At 48.9% G+C, this 18,660-nt stretch carries 15 protein-coding genes; 7 read left to right on the forward strand and 8 right to left on the reverse strand.

Going from position 1 to position 18,660, the window contains the following annotated elements:
• The first annotated feature begins 34 nt into the window (after nt 1-34).
• Nucleotides 35-355: a hypothetical protein gene (locus AC5JLB_RS07105; protein WP_495696669.1), complete on the forward strand. Its 321-nt coding sequence runs from the start codon at nt 35-37 to the stop codon at nt 353-355.
• Between the two features lie 37 nt (nt 356-392).
• On the opposite strand, the gene AC5JLB_RS07110 is transcribed toward AC5JLB_RS07105, so the two are convergent.
• Together AC5JLB_RS07110 and clpS are read right to left on the reverse strand one after the other, a co-directional pair.
• The gene (locus AC5JLB_RS07110) at nt 393-686 is read right to left on the reverse strand and encodes a DUF2103 domain-containing protein (protein ID WP_495873138.1); all 294 of its coding nucleotides are present in this window, start codon (nt 684-686) and stop codon (nt 393-395) included.
• Nucleotides 687-703: 17 nt separating this feature from the next.
• A complete protein-coding gene (gene clpS / locus AC5JLB_RS07115; RefSeq protein WP_495873139.1) occupies nt 704-1,030 on the reverse strand; it encodes an ATP-dependent Clp protease adapter ClpS in 327 nt (108 codons plus the stop codon).
• Nucleotides 1,031-1,242: 212 nt separating this feature from the next.
• On the opposite strand from clpS, the gene AC5JLB_RS07120 reads away from it, so the two are divergent.
• Nucleotides 1,243-1,947, forward strand: a complete 705-nt coding sequence (locus AC5JLB_RS07120) for a DUF4230 domain-containing protein (protein ID WP_495873140.1) — start codon at nt 1,243-1,245, stop codon at nt 1,945-1,947.
• Nucleotides 1,948-2,428: 481 nt separating this feature from the next.
• Nucleotides 2,429-2,620, forward strand: coding sequence for a replication restart DNA helicase PriA (locus AC5JLB_RS07125; protein WP_495873141.1), 192 nt, complete (start codon nt 2,429-2,431; stop codon nt 2,618-2,620).
• A 470-nt stretch (nt 2,621-3,090) separates the two neighbouring features.
• On the opposite strand, the gene AC5JLB_RS07130 is transcribed toward AC5JLB_RS07125, so the two are convergent.
• The 3 genes from AC5JLB_RS07130 to psaA form a co-directional block, all read right to left on the reverse strand.
• Entirely contained in the window at nt 3,091-3,216 is a 126-nt protein-coding gene (locus AC5JLB_RS07130; RefSeq protein ID WP_495873142.1) for a hypothetical protein, read from the reverse strand.
• A 296-nt stretch (nt 3,217-3,512) separates the two neighbouring features.
• The gene (gene psaB, locus AC5JLB_RS07135; protein ID WP_495873143.1) at nt 3,513-5,714 is read right to left on the reverse strand and encodes a photosystem I core protein PsaB; all 2,202 of its coding nucleotides are present in this window, start codon (nt 5,712-5,714) and stop codon (nt 3,513-3,515) included.
• Between the two features lie 23 nt (nt 5,715-5,737).
• A complete protein-coding gene (gene psaA / locus AC5JLB_RS07140; protein ID WP_495873144.1) occupies nt 5,738-7,993 on the reverse strand; it encodes a photosystem I core protein PsaA in 2,256 nt (751 codons plus the stop codon).
• A 643-nt stretch (nt 7,994-8,636) separates the two neighbouring features.
• On the opposite strand from psaA, the gene AC5JLB_RS07145 reads away from it, so the two are divergent.
• Nucleotides 8,637-11,306: a hypothetical protein gene (locus AC5JLB_RS07145; protein WP_495873145.1), complete on the forward strand. Its 2,670-nt coding sequence runs from the start codon at nt 8,637-8,639 to the stop codon at nt 11,304-11,306.
• Between the two features lie 124 nt (nt 11,307-11,430).
• A complete protein-coding gene (locus AC5JLB_RS07150; RefSeq protein WP_495873146.1) occupies nt 11,431-12,711 on the forward strand; it encodes a metallophosphoesterase family protein in 1,281 nt (426 codons plus the stop codon).
• A gap of 143 nt (nt 12,712-12,854) precedes the next feature.
• On the opposite strand, the gene AC5JLB_RS07155 is transcribed toward AC5JLB_RS07150, so the two are convergent.
• Complete coding sequence (locus tag AC5JLB_RS07155; protein WP_495873147.1) at nt 12,855-14,384, reverse strand: MFS transporter; 1,530 nt, start codon at nt 14,382-14,384, stop codon at nt 12,855-12,857.
• 218 nt (nt 14,385-14,602) lie between these two features.
• Between AC5JLB_RS07155 and AC5JLB_RS07160 the strand changes: the two genes are divergently transcribed.
• Nucleotides 14,603-16,012, forward strand: a complete 1,410-nt coding sequence (locus tag AC5JLB_RS07160; RefSeq protein ID WP_495873148.1) for an amidase — start codon at nt 14,603-14,605, stop codon at nt 16,010-16,012.
• 16 nt (nt 16,013-16,028) lie between these two features.
• Here AC5JLB_RS07160 and AC5JLB_RS07165 read toward each other — a convergent pair whose 3' ends face one another.
• A complete protein-coding gene (locus AC5JLB_RS07165; RefSeq protein WP_495873149.1) occupies nt 16,029-16,901 on the reverse strand; it encodes an EndoU domain-containing protein in 873 nt (290 codons plus the stop codon).
• Between the two features lie 165 nt (nt 16,902-17,066).
• Between AC5JLB_RS07165 and AC5JLB_RS07170 the strand changes: the two genes are divergently transcribed.
• Nucleotides 17,067-17,300 carry a hypothetical protein gene (locus tag AC5JLB_RS07170; RefSeq protein ID WP_495873150.1) on the forward strand — a complete coding sequence of 78 codons (234 nt, stop codon included), beginning with the start codon at nt 17,067-17,069 and terminating at the stop codon, nt 17,298-17,300.
• A gap of 317 nt (nt 17,301-17,617) precedes the next feature.
• Here AC5JLB_RS07170 and ilvC read toward each other — a convergent pair whose 3' ends face one another.
• Nucleotides 17,618-18,613, reverse strand: coding sequence for a ketol-acid reductoisomerase (gene ilvC, locus AC5JLB_RS07175; RefSeq protein WP_495694258.1), 996 nt, complete (start codon nt 18,611-18,613; stop codon nt 17,618-17,620).
• Nucleotides 18,614-18,660 lie beyond the last annotated feature (47 nt).

Consider the following 18,660-nt stretch of genomic DNA (forward strand, 5'->3'; position numbering starts at 1 on the left):
ATTGCCAGTCCGAAATTTTTTATCTGAAACGCTCATGTCTCATCCTGTTTGGCACGAATATCTAAAGCTTCTTTCATTCTTTGCAAGTGTCATTGGTCTATACATTGTAGTGAATCGAAAATCGGCTCAGGCAGATGATGCTGATGCGGCAGATCTAACGCTATTCGCCATGAGTTTTGCCTACTGGATTGTGCATCTTGTGGCGGTGGGTGCCCAGAAGTGGATTTCTCCTGATTGGGACATCTTCATGCTCAGTCTTAAGTGGACAGCGGTGATTTCCTACTTGTTAACCTTCTCATGTGCCCTGAGTTTGCCCATGCACCGCTTCTCCGCCTCTCAACGGCAAACGGAGTAGTTTTAGTTATTTGGAGTTGAAAATGTGAGCGCTCGGCTTAGGCCAAGCTCTGCAAGATCGCCGTTTCGAGCTGAGTTTGATCAAGAGTCGTCAGCACAAACACTTCTTGCACAGTCTTTCCTTGACGCGCAATTACTTTATAGCCTCCGCGAATTGGCACAGAGATTTTTAGCTTTAACTGAGGCGCGTGAGAGCGGACGGAGCCAATCACGCCAGGAGTAATCGTCTGAATTCCAGGGCATTGAGTGAGCCGCTTTAGAATGGGAATTAGCCCCGGAATGTGAGTCGAATGATTCCACACGAGTCGCCCCTGCTTTTCCTCGTCCCCCATAATGGTTGTCTCCTCAGTTAACCCGCTTCTAGCGGAGCCAGTGTCAATCCTTCCATACCAAGCTGCATGTGGTAAAGTTCCGCTTGTTCTAGCGGTCCTGACCATACGATCGCTTGTCCATCAAAATGGACTTGATTAGTCAGTTTCCACGCCAAATCGCCGTTCATGTTTGGGATGTACTTCATCAAACACTCGGCGACGTGCTCAAACGTGTTGAAATCGTCATTCAACACAATGATCTTATAGTTTGGATAAGTTTGCCGCGTCGTTTGACTAGTTTTTTCGGGCGTTGTGACGGCCCCAGCCATCATCACAATTGTTGCATCCTGGAAGTGTCTAGTCATGGCTTACTTAGAATTGAAACAATCAAAATTTCATACCAAAAATTGTAGAGTACCTGACTCAAAGTACAAGGGATTTCTAACCAACATCGTTAGAAATCCTGTTGTCAACGCTTTGAAGCTGATTTAATCAGGACGTACTCAATTAAAATTCCCCTTACAGGAATTTCTTTTCTGCTTAACTGAGGACGGGGATAGGCGTTAAGGTGAGGCACATGCGCGGTAAAAAGTGTCCAAATCGGGGAACTCCTCTATTGTTTAAAGATTTAGGTGGAATGCTAACACTAAGCTTGGCGTTGGTTGGCATCGTGACGCTGGTTAACTTAGGACGCTCCGGTAACAACGTATTAGAACGGTTAACCTCGCTGTTTAATAGTCAGCCGCCTGCGCCAAAGGTGGATACTCGTTCCGTCGTGATTCAGCAGGTTCGGGAGGCGAGCGAACTAACCACCGCCGTTTATACAATGGAAGCGGTCGTGCCGACGCAGCAAGACGCCGCGATCGCGGGTATGGTTGTGGGAACCACGAAGCTGCTCTACATTGCTCGTGGTGAGGTTCGGGCAGGGGTTGATCTGAGCGCGCTTAACCCTTCCGATGTGCAAGTAACAGGAGATACGCTGCGGCTACGTTTACCACCGCCGCAGTTATTAGATAAAAAAATTGATGTCACGAAATCAAGCGTTTATGATTACAATCGCGGATTTTTAGGTTTAGGACCCGATACGGCTCCAGAATTGCAGCGATTGGCACAAGAAGAAGCATTGAAGAAGATTCAGGCCGCCGCGTGTGCGGATGGAGTGCTGGAGAAGGCCAGCGATCGTGCAAAACTGGTCGTCACTCAATTGATTCGCGTGTCAGGTGTCAAATCTGTTTTAGTAGAAACTCAAGCGCCTGCTCCTCATGCCTGTCCTTCTTCGTAGATTGATCTCAGGGAATCATCTTTTGCTTTTGTAGTTTTTGTATCCTGAATCGTTAGATTTCTTAACGAGCCGTTTTCTAAAAATCAAACGTCAGTAATGTCCTTGTATGAACTTTTATAAGGGATATTACGCAAGTTTTAGCGGTTAGCTTTCTGGGCTAAAGTCCTTTCATAGAGCAGAATTACTTTAGTTCCTAATCGAGTATTTTTGCATTTCGTACTTTAAACTACAGCTTTCTCAAACCCGGGATCACACTCCCGATAGGTGATCCCGAGTTTGGAAAAAATTAAAATAAAAATGGATTTTAGAGATCAAATTAAAGACTCTGGCAATAATAGACAGACAGGCAGTGTTTTCTGTCAGTAGTAATTTTCGAGATTTGGTATCTAGCAATACCGAGCTTTGAAAGTTAATATCTGAAACTTCAGGTAGACCTCTTTTTTTATCGATCAAAATTAGCTAAACATTAAGGAAGACGAAGATGAAAACAGTTCAAACGGTTCGCTGCCCAAACTGCGGTAGTTATGCTGAACGCATTCATGTTCCGGTGGGGCAACTTACTCGCACTCAATGTCATAGCTGCGATTATCTAATGATTACCTGTTCCAAAACAGGAAAGGTTATTGAAGCGTATGCACCCGGAATTTATGCTCAGCGCTTAGCATTATCCTAATGACTTAGAGCCGCACTCTAAAAAATTTTATAGAAGAAATGTGGAGATAGTATTACAGTCTCCACATTTTTTATGACAATAGATTCAAAAGACTGCTTAGGTAGAAAGCGTAGCAGTACATCTTCTAAAGTACAGTTACTAACCCGAAAGACGCTCGAATAGCTGGAAGACAACTTTTCTAGAGCATTGGCAAAGGTTACAAAAAGCGCTTAAGAAAGTTCAAGTCTAAAGCTCTATTTTGCTGAAGTGTTCAACGAATTCTAGCAAGATCACGAGAACTGGTGGCTGTTGAAACAGGACTATCAATCGACACATTTCCGAGTGAATCTCCTTCTGTGGTTGAAGAAGTTCTTGAGTTGAACTACCTCGATGATTAAAGCGTGATTAATGCAAAGCGCAACTCTGAAAGAAAGGCGGCGCGAAATTCGCTGAATTGCTAATCCCTCTTGAATCATTAATTCCTCACCGAATTACTTCCACATCAGCTTGAAAACTGCCATTTCACGCGATCGCATGCTGCTATCCCCTTTCACCTCAGCAGAAATTGCTTTAAGCGTCAAAGTATCTTTTTCTTCTTTCGTAATAGAATCCTGCATTGATTAGCGCAAAGCTTTCGACCTCATCCCAAGGGAATCGATACTGAGAAAACTTCTCGAATTTTTTGTTTGACGCCGTACAAGGTGAATCCTAAGCCATCTCTCACCGTTTACCCAATGCCCATCTTGGTTAATGCATTTTAACTCTGCCACTGCGAAGGTTTGAGCTTCATTCATCAACACTAAATCCCTTCTGTGTTCCTTGTCTCAATTCGAGTTCAACCGAAATATGCAAAAATCCCCCACCTAAAAGGCAGGGGATTTTTTTACTCTACAGCGTTAACCAATCTCAAGGATTAATTAAACTTACCTGCTGTAGCCGCAATCAAGAAGGCAGCGTAGGTCAAGATATAGCCCGCCGTAAAGTGAACTAGACCCACCAACCGACCTTGAACAATAGAGAGAGCAACTGGCTTGTCCTTCCAGCGAATTAGGTTCGCTAGAGGAGTCCGCTCATGTGCCCAAACCAGAGTTTCGATCAGTTCTTGCCAGTAGCCTCTCCAGGAGATCAAGAACATGAATCCGGTTGCCCACACCAGGTGTCCAAATAGGAACATCCAAGCCCAAACCGCCAAATTATTCATTCCATACGGGTTATACCCGTTAATCAATGGAGCAGAGTACTGCCAGAGGTAGTCACGCAGCCAACCCATGAGGTAGGTGGAGCTTTCGTTGAATTGAGCGACGTTACCCGACCAGATGGCGAGGTGCTTCCAGTGCCAGTAGAACGTAACCCAACCAATCGTATTCAGCATCCAGAACATTGCCAGGAAGAAGGAGTCCCATGCAGAGGTATCGCATGTACCGCCACGACCCGGACCATCACAAGGGAAGGCATATCCGAAGTCTTTCTTATCTGGCATGAGCTTGGAACCGCGAGCATCCAACGCACCTTTGACCAAGATCAAGGTGGTGGTGTGCAGACCGAGCGCGATCGCATGGTGAACCAAGAAATCGCCGGGGCCAATGGTCAGGAACAAAGAGTTTGTTCCATTATTAATGGCGTCTAACCAACCGGGCAGATAAAGCGCACCGGTATTTGATGCCAAGCTATCAGGGTTAGCCAACAGTACGTTCAAGCCATACAGCGCCTTACCAGAGGAAGCCTGAACAAATTGAGCAAACACCGGCTCGATCAGGATCTGCTTATCAGGCGTACCGAACGCGGTAACTACGTCGTTATGAACATAGAGACCGAGTGTGTGGAAACCCAAGAACAGGGAGACCCAGCTGAGGTGAGAGATAATCGCTTCTTTGTGCGACAACACCCGCGCCAACACATTACCCTTGTTCTGATCCGGATCGTAGTCACGTACCCAGAAGATAGCTCCGTGGGCGAATGCGCCGACTAAAAGGAACCCAGCAATGTACTGGTGGTGCGTGTAGAGTGCCGCTTGCGTAGTGAAGTCTTTCGACATGAACGCATAGGGAGGCATCGCATACATGTGCTGTGCCACCAAGGAGGTGATCGTGCCCAAAGCAGCGAGTGCCAAGCCTAACTGGAAGTGCAGGGAGTTGTTTACCGTGTCATAAAGACCTCTGTGACCTTCGCCCAGTCCACCAGCCGGAGGAATGTGAGCATTGAGGATGTCCTTAATGCTGTGACCAATTCCGAAGTTGGTCTTGTACATGTGACCCGCAATGATAAAGATCACTGCGATCGCCAGATGGTGGTGCGCCATATCCGTCAACCAAAGCGATTCGGTTTGCGGATTGAACCCACCCAAGAACGTCAGAATTGCTGTACCTGATCCTTGCGCTGTGCCGAACACATGATTTGCAGTATCCGGATTTTGAGCATACGCTCCCCAGTTGCCCGTAAAGAATGGCTGTAGGCCTGCGGGGTGAGGCAGCGTAGACAAGAAGTTACCCCAGCCCACGTGCTGACCGCGAGATTCGGGAATCGCAACGTGAACCAAGTGTCCTGTCCAAGCCAAAGAGCTAACGCCAATCAAACCAGCCAAGTGGTGATTTAGGCGAGACTCAGCGTTCTTAAACCACGCCAAGCTCGGACGGAACTTGGGCTGGAGGTGCAACCAGCCTGCGAATAAGAAGATCGCAGACAAGATCAGCAAGAAGATTGAACCTTGGTACAAATCGCCATTGGTTCTCATGCCAATCGTGTACCACCAGTGATACAGACCAGAGTAGGAGATGTCTACAGGATAGGTAGCGCCGCCTTGCGTAAACGCATCAACCGCGGGCTTACCAAACTGAGGATCCCAAATTGCGTGTGCGATCGGTCGCACATTCAGCGGATCTTTGATCCACTGCGGAAAGTTGCCTTGCCAAGCAACGTGGAACAAGCTGCCTGATGTCCACAAGAAGATAATTGCCAGATGACCAAAGTGAGTTGCAAAAATCTTTTGATGCAACTTCTCCTCAGTCATGCCATCGTGGCTTTCAAAGTCGTGTGCCGTAGCAATCCCGTACCAAATCCGACGAGTCGTGGGATCTTGGGCAAGGTCTTGGCTAAATTTTGGAAATTTAGTCGCCATAACTGTTTATTAATCCTCCCGGCTCATCCAATTGACAGTGACCGAGCAAGGAAGAACGCCCACGTGGTGACAATTCCTCCCAACAGGTAGTGAGCTACACCCACTGCCCGTCCTTGAATAATACTCAAGGCACGAGGCTGAATCGCCGGTGCAAACTTGAGCTTATTGTGTGCCCATACAATGGATTCGATCAACTCTTGCCAGTAGCCACGACCGCTAAACAAGAACATCAAGCTGAATGCCCAAACAAAGTGAGCGCCCAAGAACAAGAGTCCGTAAGCAGATAGAGCAGAACCGTAGGAGTTAATCACCTGAGAGGCTTGTGCCCACAGGAAGTCACGCAGCCAACCATTGATCGTGATTGCGCTTTGAGCAAAGTTGCCGTAGGTGACATGAGTAACCGTGCCATCGGGAGCAACTGTTCCCCAGACATCCGACTGCATCTTCCAGCTAAAGTGGAAAATTGCGATCGACAGGGAGTTGTACATCCAGAACAGACCGAGGAAGACGTGATCCCAACCAGAAACCTGGCAAGTACCGCCCCGTCCCGGACCGTCGCAAGGGAAGCGGAAGCCCAAGTTCGCCTTGTCTGGAATCAGACGAGAGCTACGTGCAAACAGCACGCCCTTGAGCAGAATCAGCACCGTCACGTGAATCGTGAAGGCGTGGATATGGTGAATCATGAAGTCTGCCGTACCCAAGGCCATCGGCATCATGGCAACTTTGCCACCGACAGCAACCACATCACCACCAAACACTACAGAAGCAGGTCCTAAAGCATTGGGAGCGGTGGCACCAGGAGCCAACGTGTGAATGTTTTGAATCCACTGCGCGAACACTGGCTGGAGTTGAATTGCGGTATCTGAGAACATATCTTGGGGACGACCCAAGGCACGCATGGTGTCGTTATGGACGTACAGTCCAAAGCTATGGAAGCCCAAGAAAATACAGACCCAATTTAAGTGAGAGATGATGGCATCGCGGTGACGCAGGACGCGATCGACGATGTTGTTTTGATTCACAACCGGATCGTAGTCACGCACCATATAGATGGCAGCGTGTGCGGCTCCACCGACGATAAAGAATCCACCGATCCACATGTGATGGGTGAAGATCGACAACTGGGTAGCGTAGTCAGTTGCCAAGTAGGGATAAGGCGGCATCGAGTACATGTGCTGGGCAACAATGATGCTCAGAGAGCCGACTGCTGCCAAGTTGATTGACAACTGAGCATGCCAGGAAGTGGTTAGGTTCTCATAAATGCCTTTGTGGCCTTCGCCAGTGAAAGGACCTTTGTGAGCCTCATGAATTTCCTTGATGCTGTGTCCGATACCCCAGTTGGTGCGGTACATGTGACCTGCAATGATGAACAGCACCGCGATCGCTAAGTGGTGATGCGCGGTATCCGTCAGCCATAAGCCACCAGTCACAGGATTCAGACCACCTTTGAAGGTGAGGAAGTCAGCGTACTCACCCCAGTTCAGGGTAAAGAACGGAACCAACCCTTTTGCGAAGCTGGGATAGATATCTGCCATCAGTTGAGGATTCAGAATGAACTCATGAGGCAGAGGGATCCGATCCGCAGGAACGCCACGATCCAGCAATTCGTTGATGGGCAACGAAACGTGAATTTGGTGCCCTGCCCAAGCCAGCGAACCCAGTCCAAACAGACCGGATAGGTGGTGGTTCAGCATCGACTCCACATTCTGGAACCACTCCAGCTTAGGAGCGCGCTTGTGATAATGGAACCAGCCTGCAAACAGCATGAGACCAGCCATCACCAGACCGCCGATAGCCGTCACATAAAGCTGGAAGGTGTTTGTAAAGCCAGCTGCACGCCACAGTTGGAAGAATCCAGAAGTAATTTGAATGCCACGGAAGCCGCCGCCGACATCCGCGTTGAGAATTTCTTGACCGAAGATGTCCCACACAACCTGGGCGCTGGGTTTGACTCCAAGCGGGTCGGCGAGCCATGCTTCATAGTTTGAAAACTTAGCGCCATGGAAATACATGCCACTGAGCCAGATGAACACGACTGCCAAATGACCGAAGTGAGCGCTAAAGATCTTACGTGAAACGTCTTCTAAGTCGCTTGTGTGACTATCGAAATCATGAGCGTTGGCGTGTAGGTTCCAAATCCAGGTGGTGGTTTTAGGACCTTTGGATAGGGCGCGATCGAAATGACCCGGTTGCCCCCACTTCTCAAAAGAAGTTGGAGTGGGATCTTTATCGACGACAACCCGTACCTTTGCCTCACGCTCCGGTGGGCTAATTGTCATTGAGACTCTCCTCTCTCTAGACAAGGAACGAGGAATCCGCACACTTGGGCACGTATCTCAAACCGTTTACCACTCGTTAGTGAGCAACCTGATGCTTAAACGCCGCCCAGCAGATCGATCCAGCTAGGGATGGCATACAGGATTCAGGTTCAGTTTGAGATACAAGAAACATCCAAAATATTTTCAGAAGCTGAAATTATGGTGGATGCCGCTTTTGTGGGTTCTCACTCGGTCATTATAGGGTGGTCTGTTAAGCCTTTTCTGACGGATTTAACAATAATTCAAAGTTCCGGGATCCTTACGGGGCTTGGGAAGCGATCGCCCTCTATTTCAAGATTTACGCTTGGACAAACGGTAACAAAGTCAAGAGGTTTTTACTGAAGTTAATATTCCTTAAAGGTTGGATGTTGAAGTTCAGCCCCATAACTGAAATTGATATTTCTTTTATTTAATTGTTAATAAAACGTTGTGAAATGATTTATAGACGCGCAACGCCGCTTTACGTTCTCTGAATTTCCCACAGGCAGACCGAGTTTTTCCGCTATAGTTCCGTATGGATGGCTAGAAAATCGAGACATCACAAGCTGTTCCTGTTGAATGACTTGGGTCTTCTCGGAGTGTTGACTGTTATTAGGAGTACGGTTTGGTGTTTGGGATCACGCGCTGGCGCAAAACTCGGATGCTTTCACTCTCTTTAGTGTTGGCAATGACAGTAAATTTGTGGGGCTGTGGAGGGTCTGCTCCGGCAGCGATTCCGCCAGAAGCAATTAGCGTAGGGCGCACAGGTGCGTCGAAACTAAAGCCCGCACCCACAAAGATTGCTGGAAAGATTTCGGAAGTGTCGCCTCCAGAGGTGATTGGGCAGCTAAAGGACGTGTTGGATCAGTACCAGCCGCAGCTTACGATCGCAAGTCCCCGCTCCGATGAAGTCTTAAACGACAATACTGTGTCGATCAAGTTTCAAGTCCAGGATCTACCTGTATTTAAAGATGAAAAACTAGGCTTAGGTCCTCATATTCATCTTTTCTTAGATGATCAGCCTTACCAAGCGATTTACGATATCAGCAAACCTGTTGTTCTAAAAGATCTTGCCGCAGGAACGCACACAGTTCGTGCTTTTGCAAGTCGTCCTTGGCACGAAAGCTTTAAAAACGAAGGCGCTTACGCCCAAACAACTTTTCACGTTTTTACCAAGACGCCGGACAACAATCCTAGTGCTGCTCAGCCGCTTCTAACCTATAGCCGTCCCCAAGGAAGCTATGGCGCAGAGCCAATCATGCTAGATTTCTATCTCACGAATGCACCGCTTCACTTTGTCGCTCAAGAAGACAAGAAAGATGAGATTGCCGACTGGCGCATCAAAGCAACCGTAAATGGCAGTAGTTTTATCCTTGATCGCTGGCAACCGATCTATCTAAAGGGCTTTGAACCTGGCAAAAATTGGGTTCAGCTAGAATACATCGATGAGAACGGCAACGCAATTCAAAACGTTTACAACAATACGGCGCGAATCTTCACTTACGAGTCGGGTGGCAACGATGCCCTCTCTAAACTCGTGCGAGGCGATTTATCATTTGGTGCTGCCCGGAGTATTGTTGACCCAAATTACACACCGTCCGAGCCAAAAACACCAGAGGTTCCAACTCTAAAACCTGCTCCTCGCCTTGAGGTAACGCCTGCTCCTGATATTGCTCCAGTAGTTCCTCTGCCGCAGGTAAACAACAAAACTCCGCTTGTTCCAGTGGTTCCTCTGCCAGAAGAAACTGAAAAGCTGCCTGCTGAACCTCAAACCGTTTCTGAGGAGAAAGAAACTCCGCTTGCGCCAGCACCGGAAAGTCAATCTAGTAAGAAACCTAAAGGCGGATTCTTCAATCGCTTCCGTTCTGGTGCTGAGAAATCAGGCTCAAAGGTAGCTCCTGCTCCGAGTGAAGCACCGAAGCTTATAAACCCTGAAGAGACATCTGAACCTTCAGAGACGACAGAAAGCAAAACTCCTGAAATACCAAAAGTTATAAAAGCGAAGGAGTTAGAACCTAAAAAGGTAGAGGTCAAGGAACCAGAAGCCGTTCCTGCTGTTGAAGTGCCTGAAGTCAAAGGTTCAGAACCCGATGCTTCTCAACTTAATTCTGAACCTATAATTCCGCCAGCAAAACAGTCTCCAAAAGGTGGATTTTTCGATCGGTTCCGCCCCAGGGAAAAATCCTCCCCAGCACCTGTTGAGACAATTAAAAAAGCAATAGAACCTGAAGTGGAACCAAGCGATTCTAAAGACTCAGTGGTTGAGCGTTACGATTCTCAGTTTCGCGAAGAGAATCGCAGCCTTAGAGAGCCAGAAGACAGCTCTGCTGTTGAAGCACCTGAAGTGAAGGAACCAACACCTGTAGTTCCTCCGGTAAAAGAAACACCAAAAGGTGGGTTTTTCAATCGGTTCCGCCCCGGTGCAAAATCTTCTCCAGCACCTACCTTGCCTGAGTCGCCTGCTGAAGCAATTGAAAAAGCAGTAGAACCTAAAGCGGAACCAAGCGATAAGGATTCAGTAGTGGAGCGTTACGATGACAAGCTCAAAGAACTAGAAGACGGTCCTGCTAAGCTATCGAAGCCTGCCGCAAAGCCTGAAGCTTCTGAGCCGTTAAAAGCGATCGAGAAAGCTGTTCCTAAACCGTCAGCAACAAAAGCTCCAGTTAAAGCTCCGACTAGTGCGCCTGCTCCAATCAATCCATCGCCTGTGGAAGATCTTGAAGCTACAGAGACAACCTTACCTGAGCTTGCCGCACCACCCACACCCGAACCCACTCCAAAAGCAGGGTTCTTTAATCGCTTCCGTTCTACTAAAGCTCCGCAAGCAACTCCAACACCTAGCTTTGAGGTTCCAAAAGCAACTCCAAGCCCAACGCCTAACTCTCAAGATCCATTACAGATTTTAGAGAAGAAAGAAACGGCGGATAATAAGCCGAGTGAACCGAGTGCCGATGAGCGACGCGATAGCTTAGTCGATCGTCTTTTAAAGTCGCCAGAACCGACTCAGCCAGCCCCCGCGATCGCGAAGCCTGCTGAGAGCAAACCCAACAATTCGACACTCAGCAGTCCGAAGCCAACAGCATCGTCTGCGCCTAGCGTTGAACCTACGGCTAAAACTCCTGCACCTACTGAGCCATCTTCTAAAGATGTATCCACTCCTGCCATACCTAAAGTAGAAACACCTGTTGCTTCGCCTACAGAACTTGAAGTTCCTGAGACTTCGGAGGTTCAACCCCAGACAGAGCTAGAACGACGACTTGGAATACCACTCAAAGCTTTATCTCCCACACCTTAAGTAAAGGGTGTGAGTAGATTCACCCCGACCTTCTCCCACAGGCGAGGGAGTAAGAGTTGGATGTGGAAGATGAGGGCGGAGCTATTGGTAGACTAATGCTAATGTACTCATTGCTTTAACAGCTATGCCTCGTTTTCTTCATTTAGCGGACGTTCATCTAGGGTTCGATCGCTACGACAGCAAAGAACGAACGAAGGATTTCTACCGAGCGTTTGAAAATGTGTTGGACAAATACGCTGTTGGTAACAACACTGAAGGTGTGCCTCCGGTTGATTTTGTCGTGATTGCGGGCGATCTGTTTGAGCATCGCACCATTCAACCCAACATTCTGAACCAAGCCAAACTCTGTTTGCAGATGCTGAAAGAGCATCACATTCCAGCGATCGCAATTGAGGGAAATCACGATAATCGACCCTATGGCACGCAGACAAATTGGATCAAATATTTAGCAGATGATGATTTGCTAATTTTGCTGGAACCAGAGCGATCGCCCGACGGCGACATCGTTTATGAGATGTGGGACGGTGAAGCGGGGGGATATATCGATCTAGATTGTGGCGTTCGCGTGTTGGGATCTCAGTGGTATGGGGCGTCTGCCCCTCGCGCGATCGGGTCGTTGGCTGAAGCGATTTACAAATTACCGCCAAGTCCAGGACATACGGTAATGCTGTTTCATCATGGGTTAGAAGGACAAATTGCGCGATATCAAGGAGCGTTGAAATATAGCGATTTGTTACCGCTCAAAGAGGCGGGCGTTGATTATTTGGGATTGGGACACATTCACAAGAGCTATGTTGAGCAGAATTGGGTGTTCAATCCTGGCTCGCTGGAGGCAAACAGCGTTGAAGAAGCGAACTACGATCGCGGGGCATTTCTGATTGAGTTGACGCCCAATGGCATTCAGGCAGAACTCAAAACAGATTATCTTCAGCGATCGCTCGTTCGGCTAAAACTCAAAGCGACGGGACAGGAGAGTTCGCAGCAGATCGAGGAGGGCGCGATCGCGATCATTCAGTCAGCAATTCAATCTGGGAAACTTAATCCTGCTGTTGAACCGATGGTGGAATTGCGAATTGAAGGATCGGTCGGCTTCGATCGCTTTGAGTTAGACATCAAAAAGCTTCAGCAAGAACTCAAAAAACTGAGTGGAGCGCTGATTTTCTTGCTGAAATATGATGTGGATTTACTTGAGTACGCCACACCTTTAGCTGAAGATGCGAGTCGAGTCCAGATCGAGCAAGAAGTCTTTACCGATTTGTTAGCGGCAAATAATACTTATAAAAAACGGGCAAGCGATTTAGCCAAAGGATTGATCGACTTGAAAGATTTGCAGTTAGAAGATCGAGCAGAGATGGAACTGTACGAGTTTGCAGAACGGCTAATTGAGCAAAGCAATGAAGTTTGACATCTTAGGCTGACCTATAAACATCACGACCGAGTAACCTGCTCACTCATCTTAAGTAGAAAGTAGCTTCTAGAAGGCTTTAGAGATGGCTTCAGTATCTAATTAACAAACAGGAATTGGTTCTGTAATAGGGCGCGTAGCCCTTACATCGGATCAATAGCCTCAACAGGTTCCGTTGATGCCGTTTGAGACTTCATTGGCAACAGTGCCCAAAGCATCTGTCTCACTGAAGTTTGCCGATTTTCCTGCACAAAAATCAACGGCAGCAGCGCGAGCAATCGCGTGCCGCTTGAGAGGGCAAACAATCCCGGCAAGCCACCATAGTCAGCAAACTGAGCCAGAACTCCACCAACCGTTGTGCCTAATGCGCCACTGACCCCCGCGATCGCCGCGGCGATCGCAAAATAACTAGACTGATTTCTGAGCGGCGCAACTTCCAATTGAATATTGTTGTTGCACAGATCGATCGCTGCCCATGTTCCTCCTGCCACAATATGCAGCAACGGTAGCCACAGCCAGATCGACAGCGCATCTGTTCCCGTTCCTATCCAGAGAACCGGAGTAGCAGCAACCAATACACCAACCGTCAATAACAAAAAACGATTTCCAACTCGATCTGCCAACTTGCCCCAGAAGATCAGCATTACCAAGTTTGCTCCTGCTGCCAGACTGTTATAGAGTGTCACCCAACAAATATCGAGCGCCAAATTATCTAGCATATACAGATTAAAAAAGGGCGCACTTAAATTGACCGAAAACATCCATACGCCAAAGTAGATGAGAAAGCGTAAGAAGTTTTTGTCCTTCAGAATGGCTTGAATTGGAGACTGATCTACTGAAAATTCATTAGAGTTTTCTGCCTCGTTACCAGAGTTCTCTTCCTCGCCAGAAGCAAGGCTGGAAGAAGCAGCCAACTCCTCCGCGTGGTGCAATTCATGCTGTTGGCGAGGATTTACATCCACCATCCCCCACTGAAACGCTAGACTCAGTAGCCCTATCAGAACTCCAAGAAACAGGATTATCCCGTACCCTTCGATTGATCCGTCTGGAAACAACGACACCATCAATCCAGCGAGCGGAATCGAAATTAGACACGTGAGATTAGCCGCACTGTTGCGAATACTAAAATAGCGTCCTCTAAGGCGGCGGGGCACTAACGCTGCCATCCAACTCAGCCAAGACGCGCTGCCAAATGCGCCCATCACATGGGTAATAAATACGATCGCCAGCGTCCAAATAATCAGGATATGGGAATCAATCGTACCGCAGCTAAATAAGGCGATGCCAACGACCAGCAGCAACCAGACCAGACGCGCTGGAGCATAAATCCATAAGCAATAGTTGTGACGACTCGTAGTGCGATCGCCAAAATGAGCGCCGATGGGCTGCATCAAATTTGCCAGCATCGGAATCGAGGCTAACATACCAACCTCCGTTGGATTCGCGTGTAGCTCGACCAAAAAATTGCTAAGCAGAACGCCCCCCGCCACGTTTGAGAACACAGTTGCAAAAATTCCGTCTAGCGTAGAGGCGCGTAGGCTCTGACGAATTTCAGGTTTAGACAATCGGGATTCAGGTTCTTTGCCAAATGAAATAACAGATTCGGTTCCCGTGATCGGCTCCGGCGATGTTTGTGAAAGGTGGGTAATCGTTTCGCTCGTTCCTAAATCCACAGGTAACCCCTCTGCGATCGTTGGCTACAAAATGCATTCGCTGCAAAAAATCCATTGTGATTTCACGAAGCTTTATCCCGCGAATCAGAGACCGTTTTGCAAAGTCTGCGATTTACGCTAAGAAACTCGTGTCAAGATCCAATAGACGACTTAAATATAAACGTAAATATATTATTTGCTTTACATAATAGAAACCTTCTGCCTCTGGGATAGCATTCATGGATTTGGACTTAGCATTTTCTTCAGCTCTAGAACAAGCACGACTGATTCGAGAAAAACAAATTTCTCCCCTAGAGCTAACGCAGCTTTACCTTGATCGCATTGAGCAACTCAATCCGCATTTAGGCAGTTTTTACACGGTGACGGCAGAGCTTGCCCTGCAAGATGCCGCAGCAAAAACCGAACAGATGATGCAGGATTCAGAATTGCCGCCTCTATTTGGGGTGCCGATCGCCATCAAAGATCTCAATCCGGTGAAAGGCATTCCGTGTTCCTACGGTCTCAGCATTATTAAAAAGCGGGTAGCCGAACTGGATGACTTGACCTACACCAAACTGAAAGCGGCGGGTGGAATTTTACTTGGCAAAACTGCAACATCCCAGCTGGGTTCGTTCCCCTACACAGAGCCTCCGGGTTTTCCGCCCGCCCGCAATCCCTGGAATCTTGACTACACGCCGGGTGGTTCTAGCGGCGGGTCGGCAGCAGCAGTGGCGGCAGGATTGTGCGCGATCGCTCAAGGGTCTGACGGCGGCGGATCGGTGCGAGGTCCGGCGTCTTGCTGTGGATTGGTGGGTTTAAAGCCCTCCCGAGGACGCATTTCTCAAGCCCCAATTGGCGACCATTTAGCGGGCTGCGCGACAAATGGACCAATCGCCCATACGGTTGCAGATTTAGCAGCGTTCATGGACATCACCGCCGGGTACGTTACAGGCGATCCATACTGGTTGCCCAATCCTGAGCCATCGTTTTTAGCAATGACGCAGCGATCGCCGAAACCGCTAAAGATTGGAGTAGTGACAGGAATTGAGCCAGTGGGAAAAGCGGAGCCAGAATGTGTGGCCGCTGTGGAAAAGATGGGTCGGCTGTTGGAGGGTTTGGGGCATAAGGTTGAGCCTGCGATCGTTAGCTTAGGCGATATGGTAGAGCCATTCGTCATTCTGTGGCGAACTCAAACCGATGTCGGCGTCCCACCATTTTTCTTAGAGAAAGTAAATCGTTGGCTCTGGTGGAGAGCAAAATTTACGACTGCCGCTCGTTATGTTAGGGCAACGCAACAAGTCCAAGCCTCTGCCCGTCGCTTGGTGCAACTGTGTGAGCCGTTTGACGTGCTGCTAACTCCAACGTTTATGGCTCCGGTGATCCGCGTCGGCGAATGGAAACAGCTAAGCCCCGTGCAGACGCTCGACCACATCATTCGATGGATTGCGCCATTGCCGCCCTTTAATATGAGCGGTCAACCTGCGATCAGCATCCCCGCCGGATTTGATGCGCGCGGGCTACCGATTGGCGTGCAACTGGTCGGGCGTCCGGCAGGGGATGGAACACTTCTATCGTTAGCGGCACAGATCGAACAGGCGCAACCGTGGGCCAGCGACCGCCCCGCCTTTGCAACCCGTTCGATCCCCTAGAGGTTGTCAGCCCTTGCTAAACGCCACAGTCGGGGTCGCCAGCGTTGGGTGTGGCGTCGGGATAGTAGGTCACGATCGCCCGACTGGTTTTTACAAATACTGCCTTAAACGGTTGCTTTGCATCAGGATCTTGAACGGTATACAAGCAGGCGGCGTTACCAGTAGACTTTCCAGCAAATCCTTTAAACGCTTGACTTGCTTCAACCAAAATATCTTGAGCATCGCTGACGTAGGAATACCCCTTCTTAGAATCTCGAATTCTCCGATTGCCTTGCTGAACTTCAACGCCTAGCGTATAAATTTCTCCATCTAACACTTCTTCTGCTCCCGAATTGTTTGCTAAGCGTCCGCCAATGCCTTCGGTTTGCAGCTGCAGATAGCGACCCCTGAAATGCAAGCCGCCAATCTTTTGTGAGCCGCGAATCTCACCACAAAAAATGTGTTCAAACCCCTTGCGATCGGACCAAATCGTAATCAGGTCATCCTGAAACTGACTATTACTCCGGCGTCCAGCAAACAGTTCTCCGCCCACTGCCGCCTTGATTTTCTGAACCACTTCTGGCGATTCTGTAAACAAACGACGAAGCGCGATCGTACCAACCTGACTGCCAAATGCTCCGCACGTTGCCAACACTTTCTGATCAAACGCATTGAGTGGCGGTGCAGATGGCGTGATATCGACCTTGCGATTTTTAGGAACGCCGACTGAAACCGGATTACTGGTTTGATCGAAAAACGGCAATAGAGCGCTGCTTGTATTTTTAGAGGAATGTCGCTTTTTAGGACGAACTCGATACTCGCTTTGAGAAGTTTGAGCCAACGCCAAATCGTGAAGTGGAGTAACTACTCCTGCCAAAATGAGCAGCAATCCGAGAAAACGCATCGTCATAGAACGCACCTACAGGTAATGAATAACGGGATGGGTAATCAATTGTGTAATCAATCACGTCATCCGCCGATCGTGTCACGAAATCCTGAAAGTGCAGCAACTTTCTTCAGCGCGTTCTAAAAATTGGTGGATGGGTAAACTCCCAATATCGTCTGTCATTGAGCTATGCGTTCCAAGTTCCCGTTTGCGTTGATACTACTTCTCGGTTTAATTTACGTGGGGTTTGGCGATCAGTTTTTACCATCTGAGGTCGGGCGCTACAGTTTGCAGACGCGAAGCGCGATCGACACCGCATTGGTTGGGTTGTTTCCCTCTTGGCGACCGAAAACGAATCCGCATAAGCGAACGAATGATGCGATCGATCGCATCGAAAAACAAGGCAAATCTGCTAATCCATAGTCTGCTAATCCACAGTATGTTGGCAGCGAATGTTGTAACGTGGCAGCAGATTAACAGACGATCTTATCCGTTACATCTGCTACCCAATCCGCTGCCAACCTAGCTAACGTGAATTTGAAATAAGACGTGATGTGACGGGAGCGGGCTGGGTGGCTTCGCCACGATTCGGGGGACTTCCCCGCGCGCCCCCGCTTGTCAGGAGACGGGAGCCGTCCCCCGACACCCCCTCGCTAAGGGACATGAGAACGACGGGTGGGGAGGCGAGGACGGTTGGTTCTTGGTTTTGGCGCTTGTGGCTTGACCTGAACTGAGGTTGACTAGGCTTTCTTCAACCAGCTAAACATCGATCGCAGATCCTTGCCGACTTCTTCAATCTGATGTTCGGCTTCTCGGCGGCGCATCGCGTGGAACCCAGCTTTACCCGACTGATTTTCTAACACAAACTCACGAGCAAACTGTCCCGTTTGAATTTCGCTTAGAATTTTCCGCATCTCTGCGCGAGTGTCGTTCGTGACAATTCGAGGACCGCGAGTCAGATCGCCGTACTCAGCCGTGTTAGAAATACTGTCGCGCATCGTGGCTAGACCACCTTCGACAATCAGATCGACAATCAGCTTTACTTCATGCAAGCACTCAAAGTACGCGAGTTCTGGCTGATAGCCCGCTTCCACGAGAGTTTCAAATCCAGCTTTGATCAATGCGCTCAAACCGCCGCACAGCACCACCTGTTCACCAAACAGATCGGTTTCGGTTTCTTCCCGGAACGTCGTTTCGAGAACGCCGCCTCGTGTGCCGCCGATTCCTTTTGCATACGCCATTGCGCGATCGCGGGCTTGACCCGTCGCATCTTGATACACGGCAATCAGCGCTGGCACACCTTGCCCTTGCTCATAAGTGCGGCGCACCAAATGTCCAGGCCCTTTGGGAGCCACCATGACTACGTCGACTTCCGCCGGAGGAACAATCTGAGCGTAGTTGATGTTAAAGCCGTGAGCAAATGCCAGCACATTTCCTGCTGATAAATTCGGTTCAATCTCATTCGTGTAAACCGATCGCTGCACTTCGTCGGGCAGCAAAATCATGATGAAGTCAGCCGCTTTGGTTGCATCAGCAACACTGTGAACGGTCAAGCCCGCGTCTTTGGCTTTGACAGCAGACTTGCTGCCCGGATACAGTCCTACAATGACGTTCATGCCGCTGTCTTTGAGGTTGAGGGCGTGAGCGTGCCCCTGAGAGCCGTAACCGATAATCGCGATCGTTTTTCCAGCCAGTAAATCTAAGTTGGCATCAGCGTCGTAGTACATCCGAGCCATAGGGTCTCCTTCCAGCGAGTCAAGTAATGTCAGAACCCCTAATGGTA

The organism is Myxacorys chilensis, from assembly GCF_059505265.1.

Bases quoted from the DNA above. Each gene is read 5' to 3' on its own strand.
- AC5JLB_RS07105 (WP_495696669.1), top strand. From the start codon at position 35: ATGTCTCATCCTGTTTGGCACGAATATCTAAAGCTTCTTTCATTCTTT.
- AC5JLB_RS07110 (WP_495873138.1), bottom strand. From the start codon at position 686: ATGGGGGACGAGGAAAAGCAGGGGCGACTCGTGTGGAATCATTCGACT.
- clpS (WP_495873139.1), bottom strand. From the start codon at position 1,030: ATGACTAGACACTTCCAGGATGCAACAATTGTGATGATGGCTGGGGCC.
- AC5JLB_RS07120 (WP_495873140.1), top strand. From the start codon at position 1,243: ATGCGCGGTAAAAAGTGTCCAAATCGGGGAACTCCTCTATTGTTTAAA.
- AC5JLB_RS07125 (WP_495873141.1), top strand. From the start codon at position 2,429: ATGAAAACAGTTCAAACGGTTCGCTGCCCAAACTGCGGTAGTTATGCT.
- AC5JLB_RS07130 (WP_495873142.1), bottom strand. From the start codon at position 3,216: ATGCAGGATTCTATTACGAAAGAAGAAAAAGATACTTTGACGCTTAAA.
- psaB (WP_495873143.1), bottom strand. From the start codon at position 5,714: ATGGCGACTAAATTTCCAAAATTTAGCCAAGACCTTGCCCAAGATCCC.
- psaA (WP_495873144.1), bottom strand. From the start codon at position 7,993: ATGACAATTAGCCCACCGGAGCGTGAGGCAAAGGTACGGGTTGTCGTC.
- AC5JLB_RS07150 (WP_495873146.1), top strand. From the start codon at position 11,431: ATGCCTCGTTTTCTTCATTTAGCGGACGTTCATCTAGGGTTCGATCGC.
- AC5JLB_RS07160 (WP_495873148.1), top strand. From the start codon at position 14,603: ATGGATTTGGACTTAGCATTTTCTTCAGCTCTAGAACAAGCACGACTG.
- AC5JLB_RS07165 (WP_495873149.1), bottom strand. From the start codon at position 16,901: ATGACGATGCGTTTTCTCGGATTGCTGCTCATTTTGGCAGGAGTAGTT.
- AC5JLB_RS07170 (WP_495873150.1), top strand. From the start codon at position 17,067: ATGCGTTCCAAGTTCCCGTTTGCGTTGATACTACTTCTCGGTTTAATT.
- ilvC (WP_495694258.1), bottom strand. From the start codon at position 18,613: ATGGCTCGGATGTACTACGACGCTGATGCCAACTTAGATTTACTGGCT.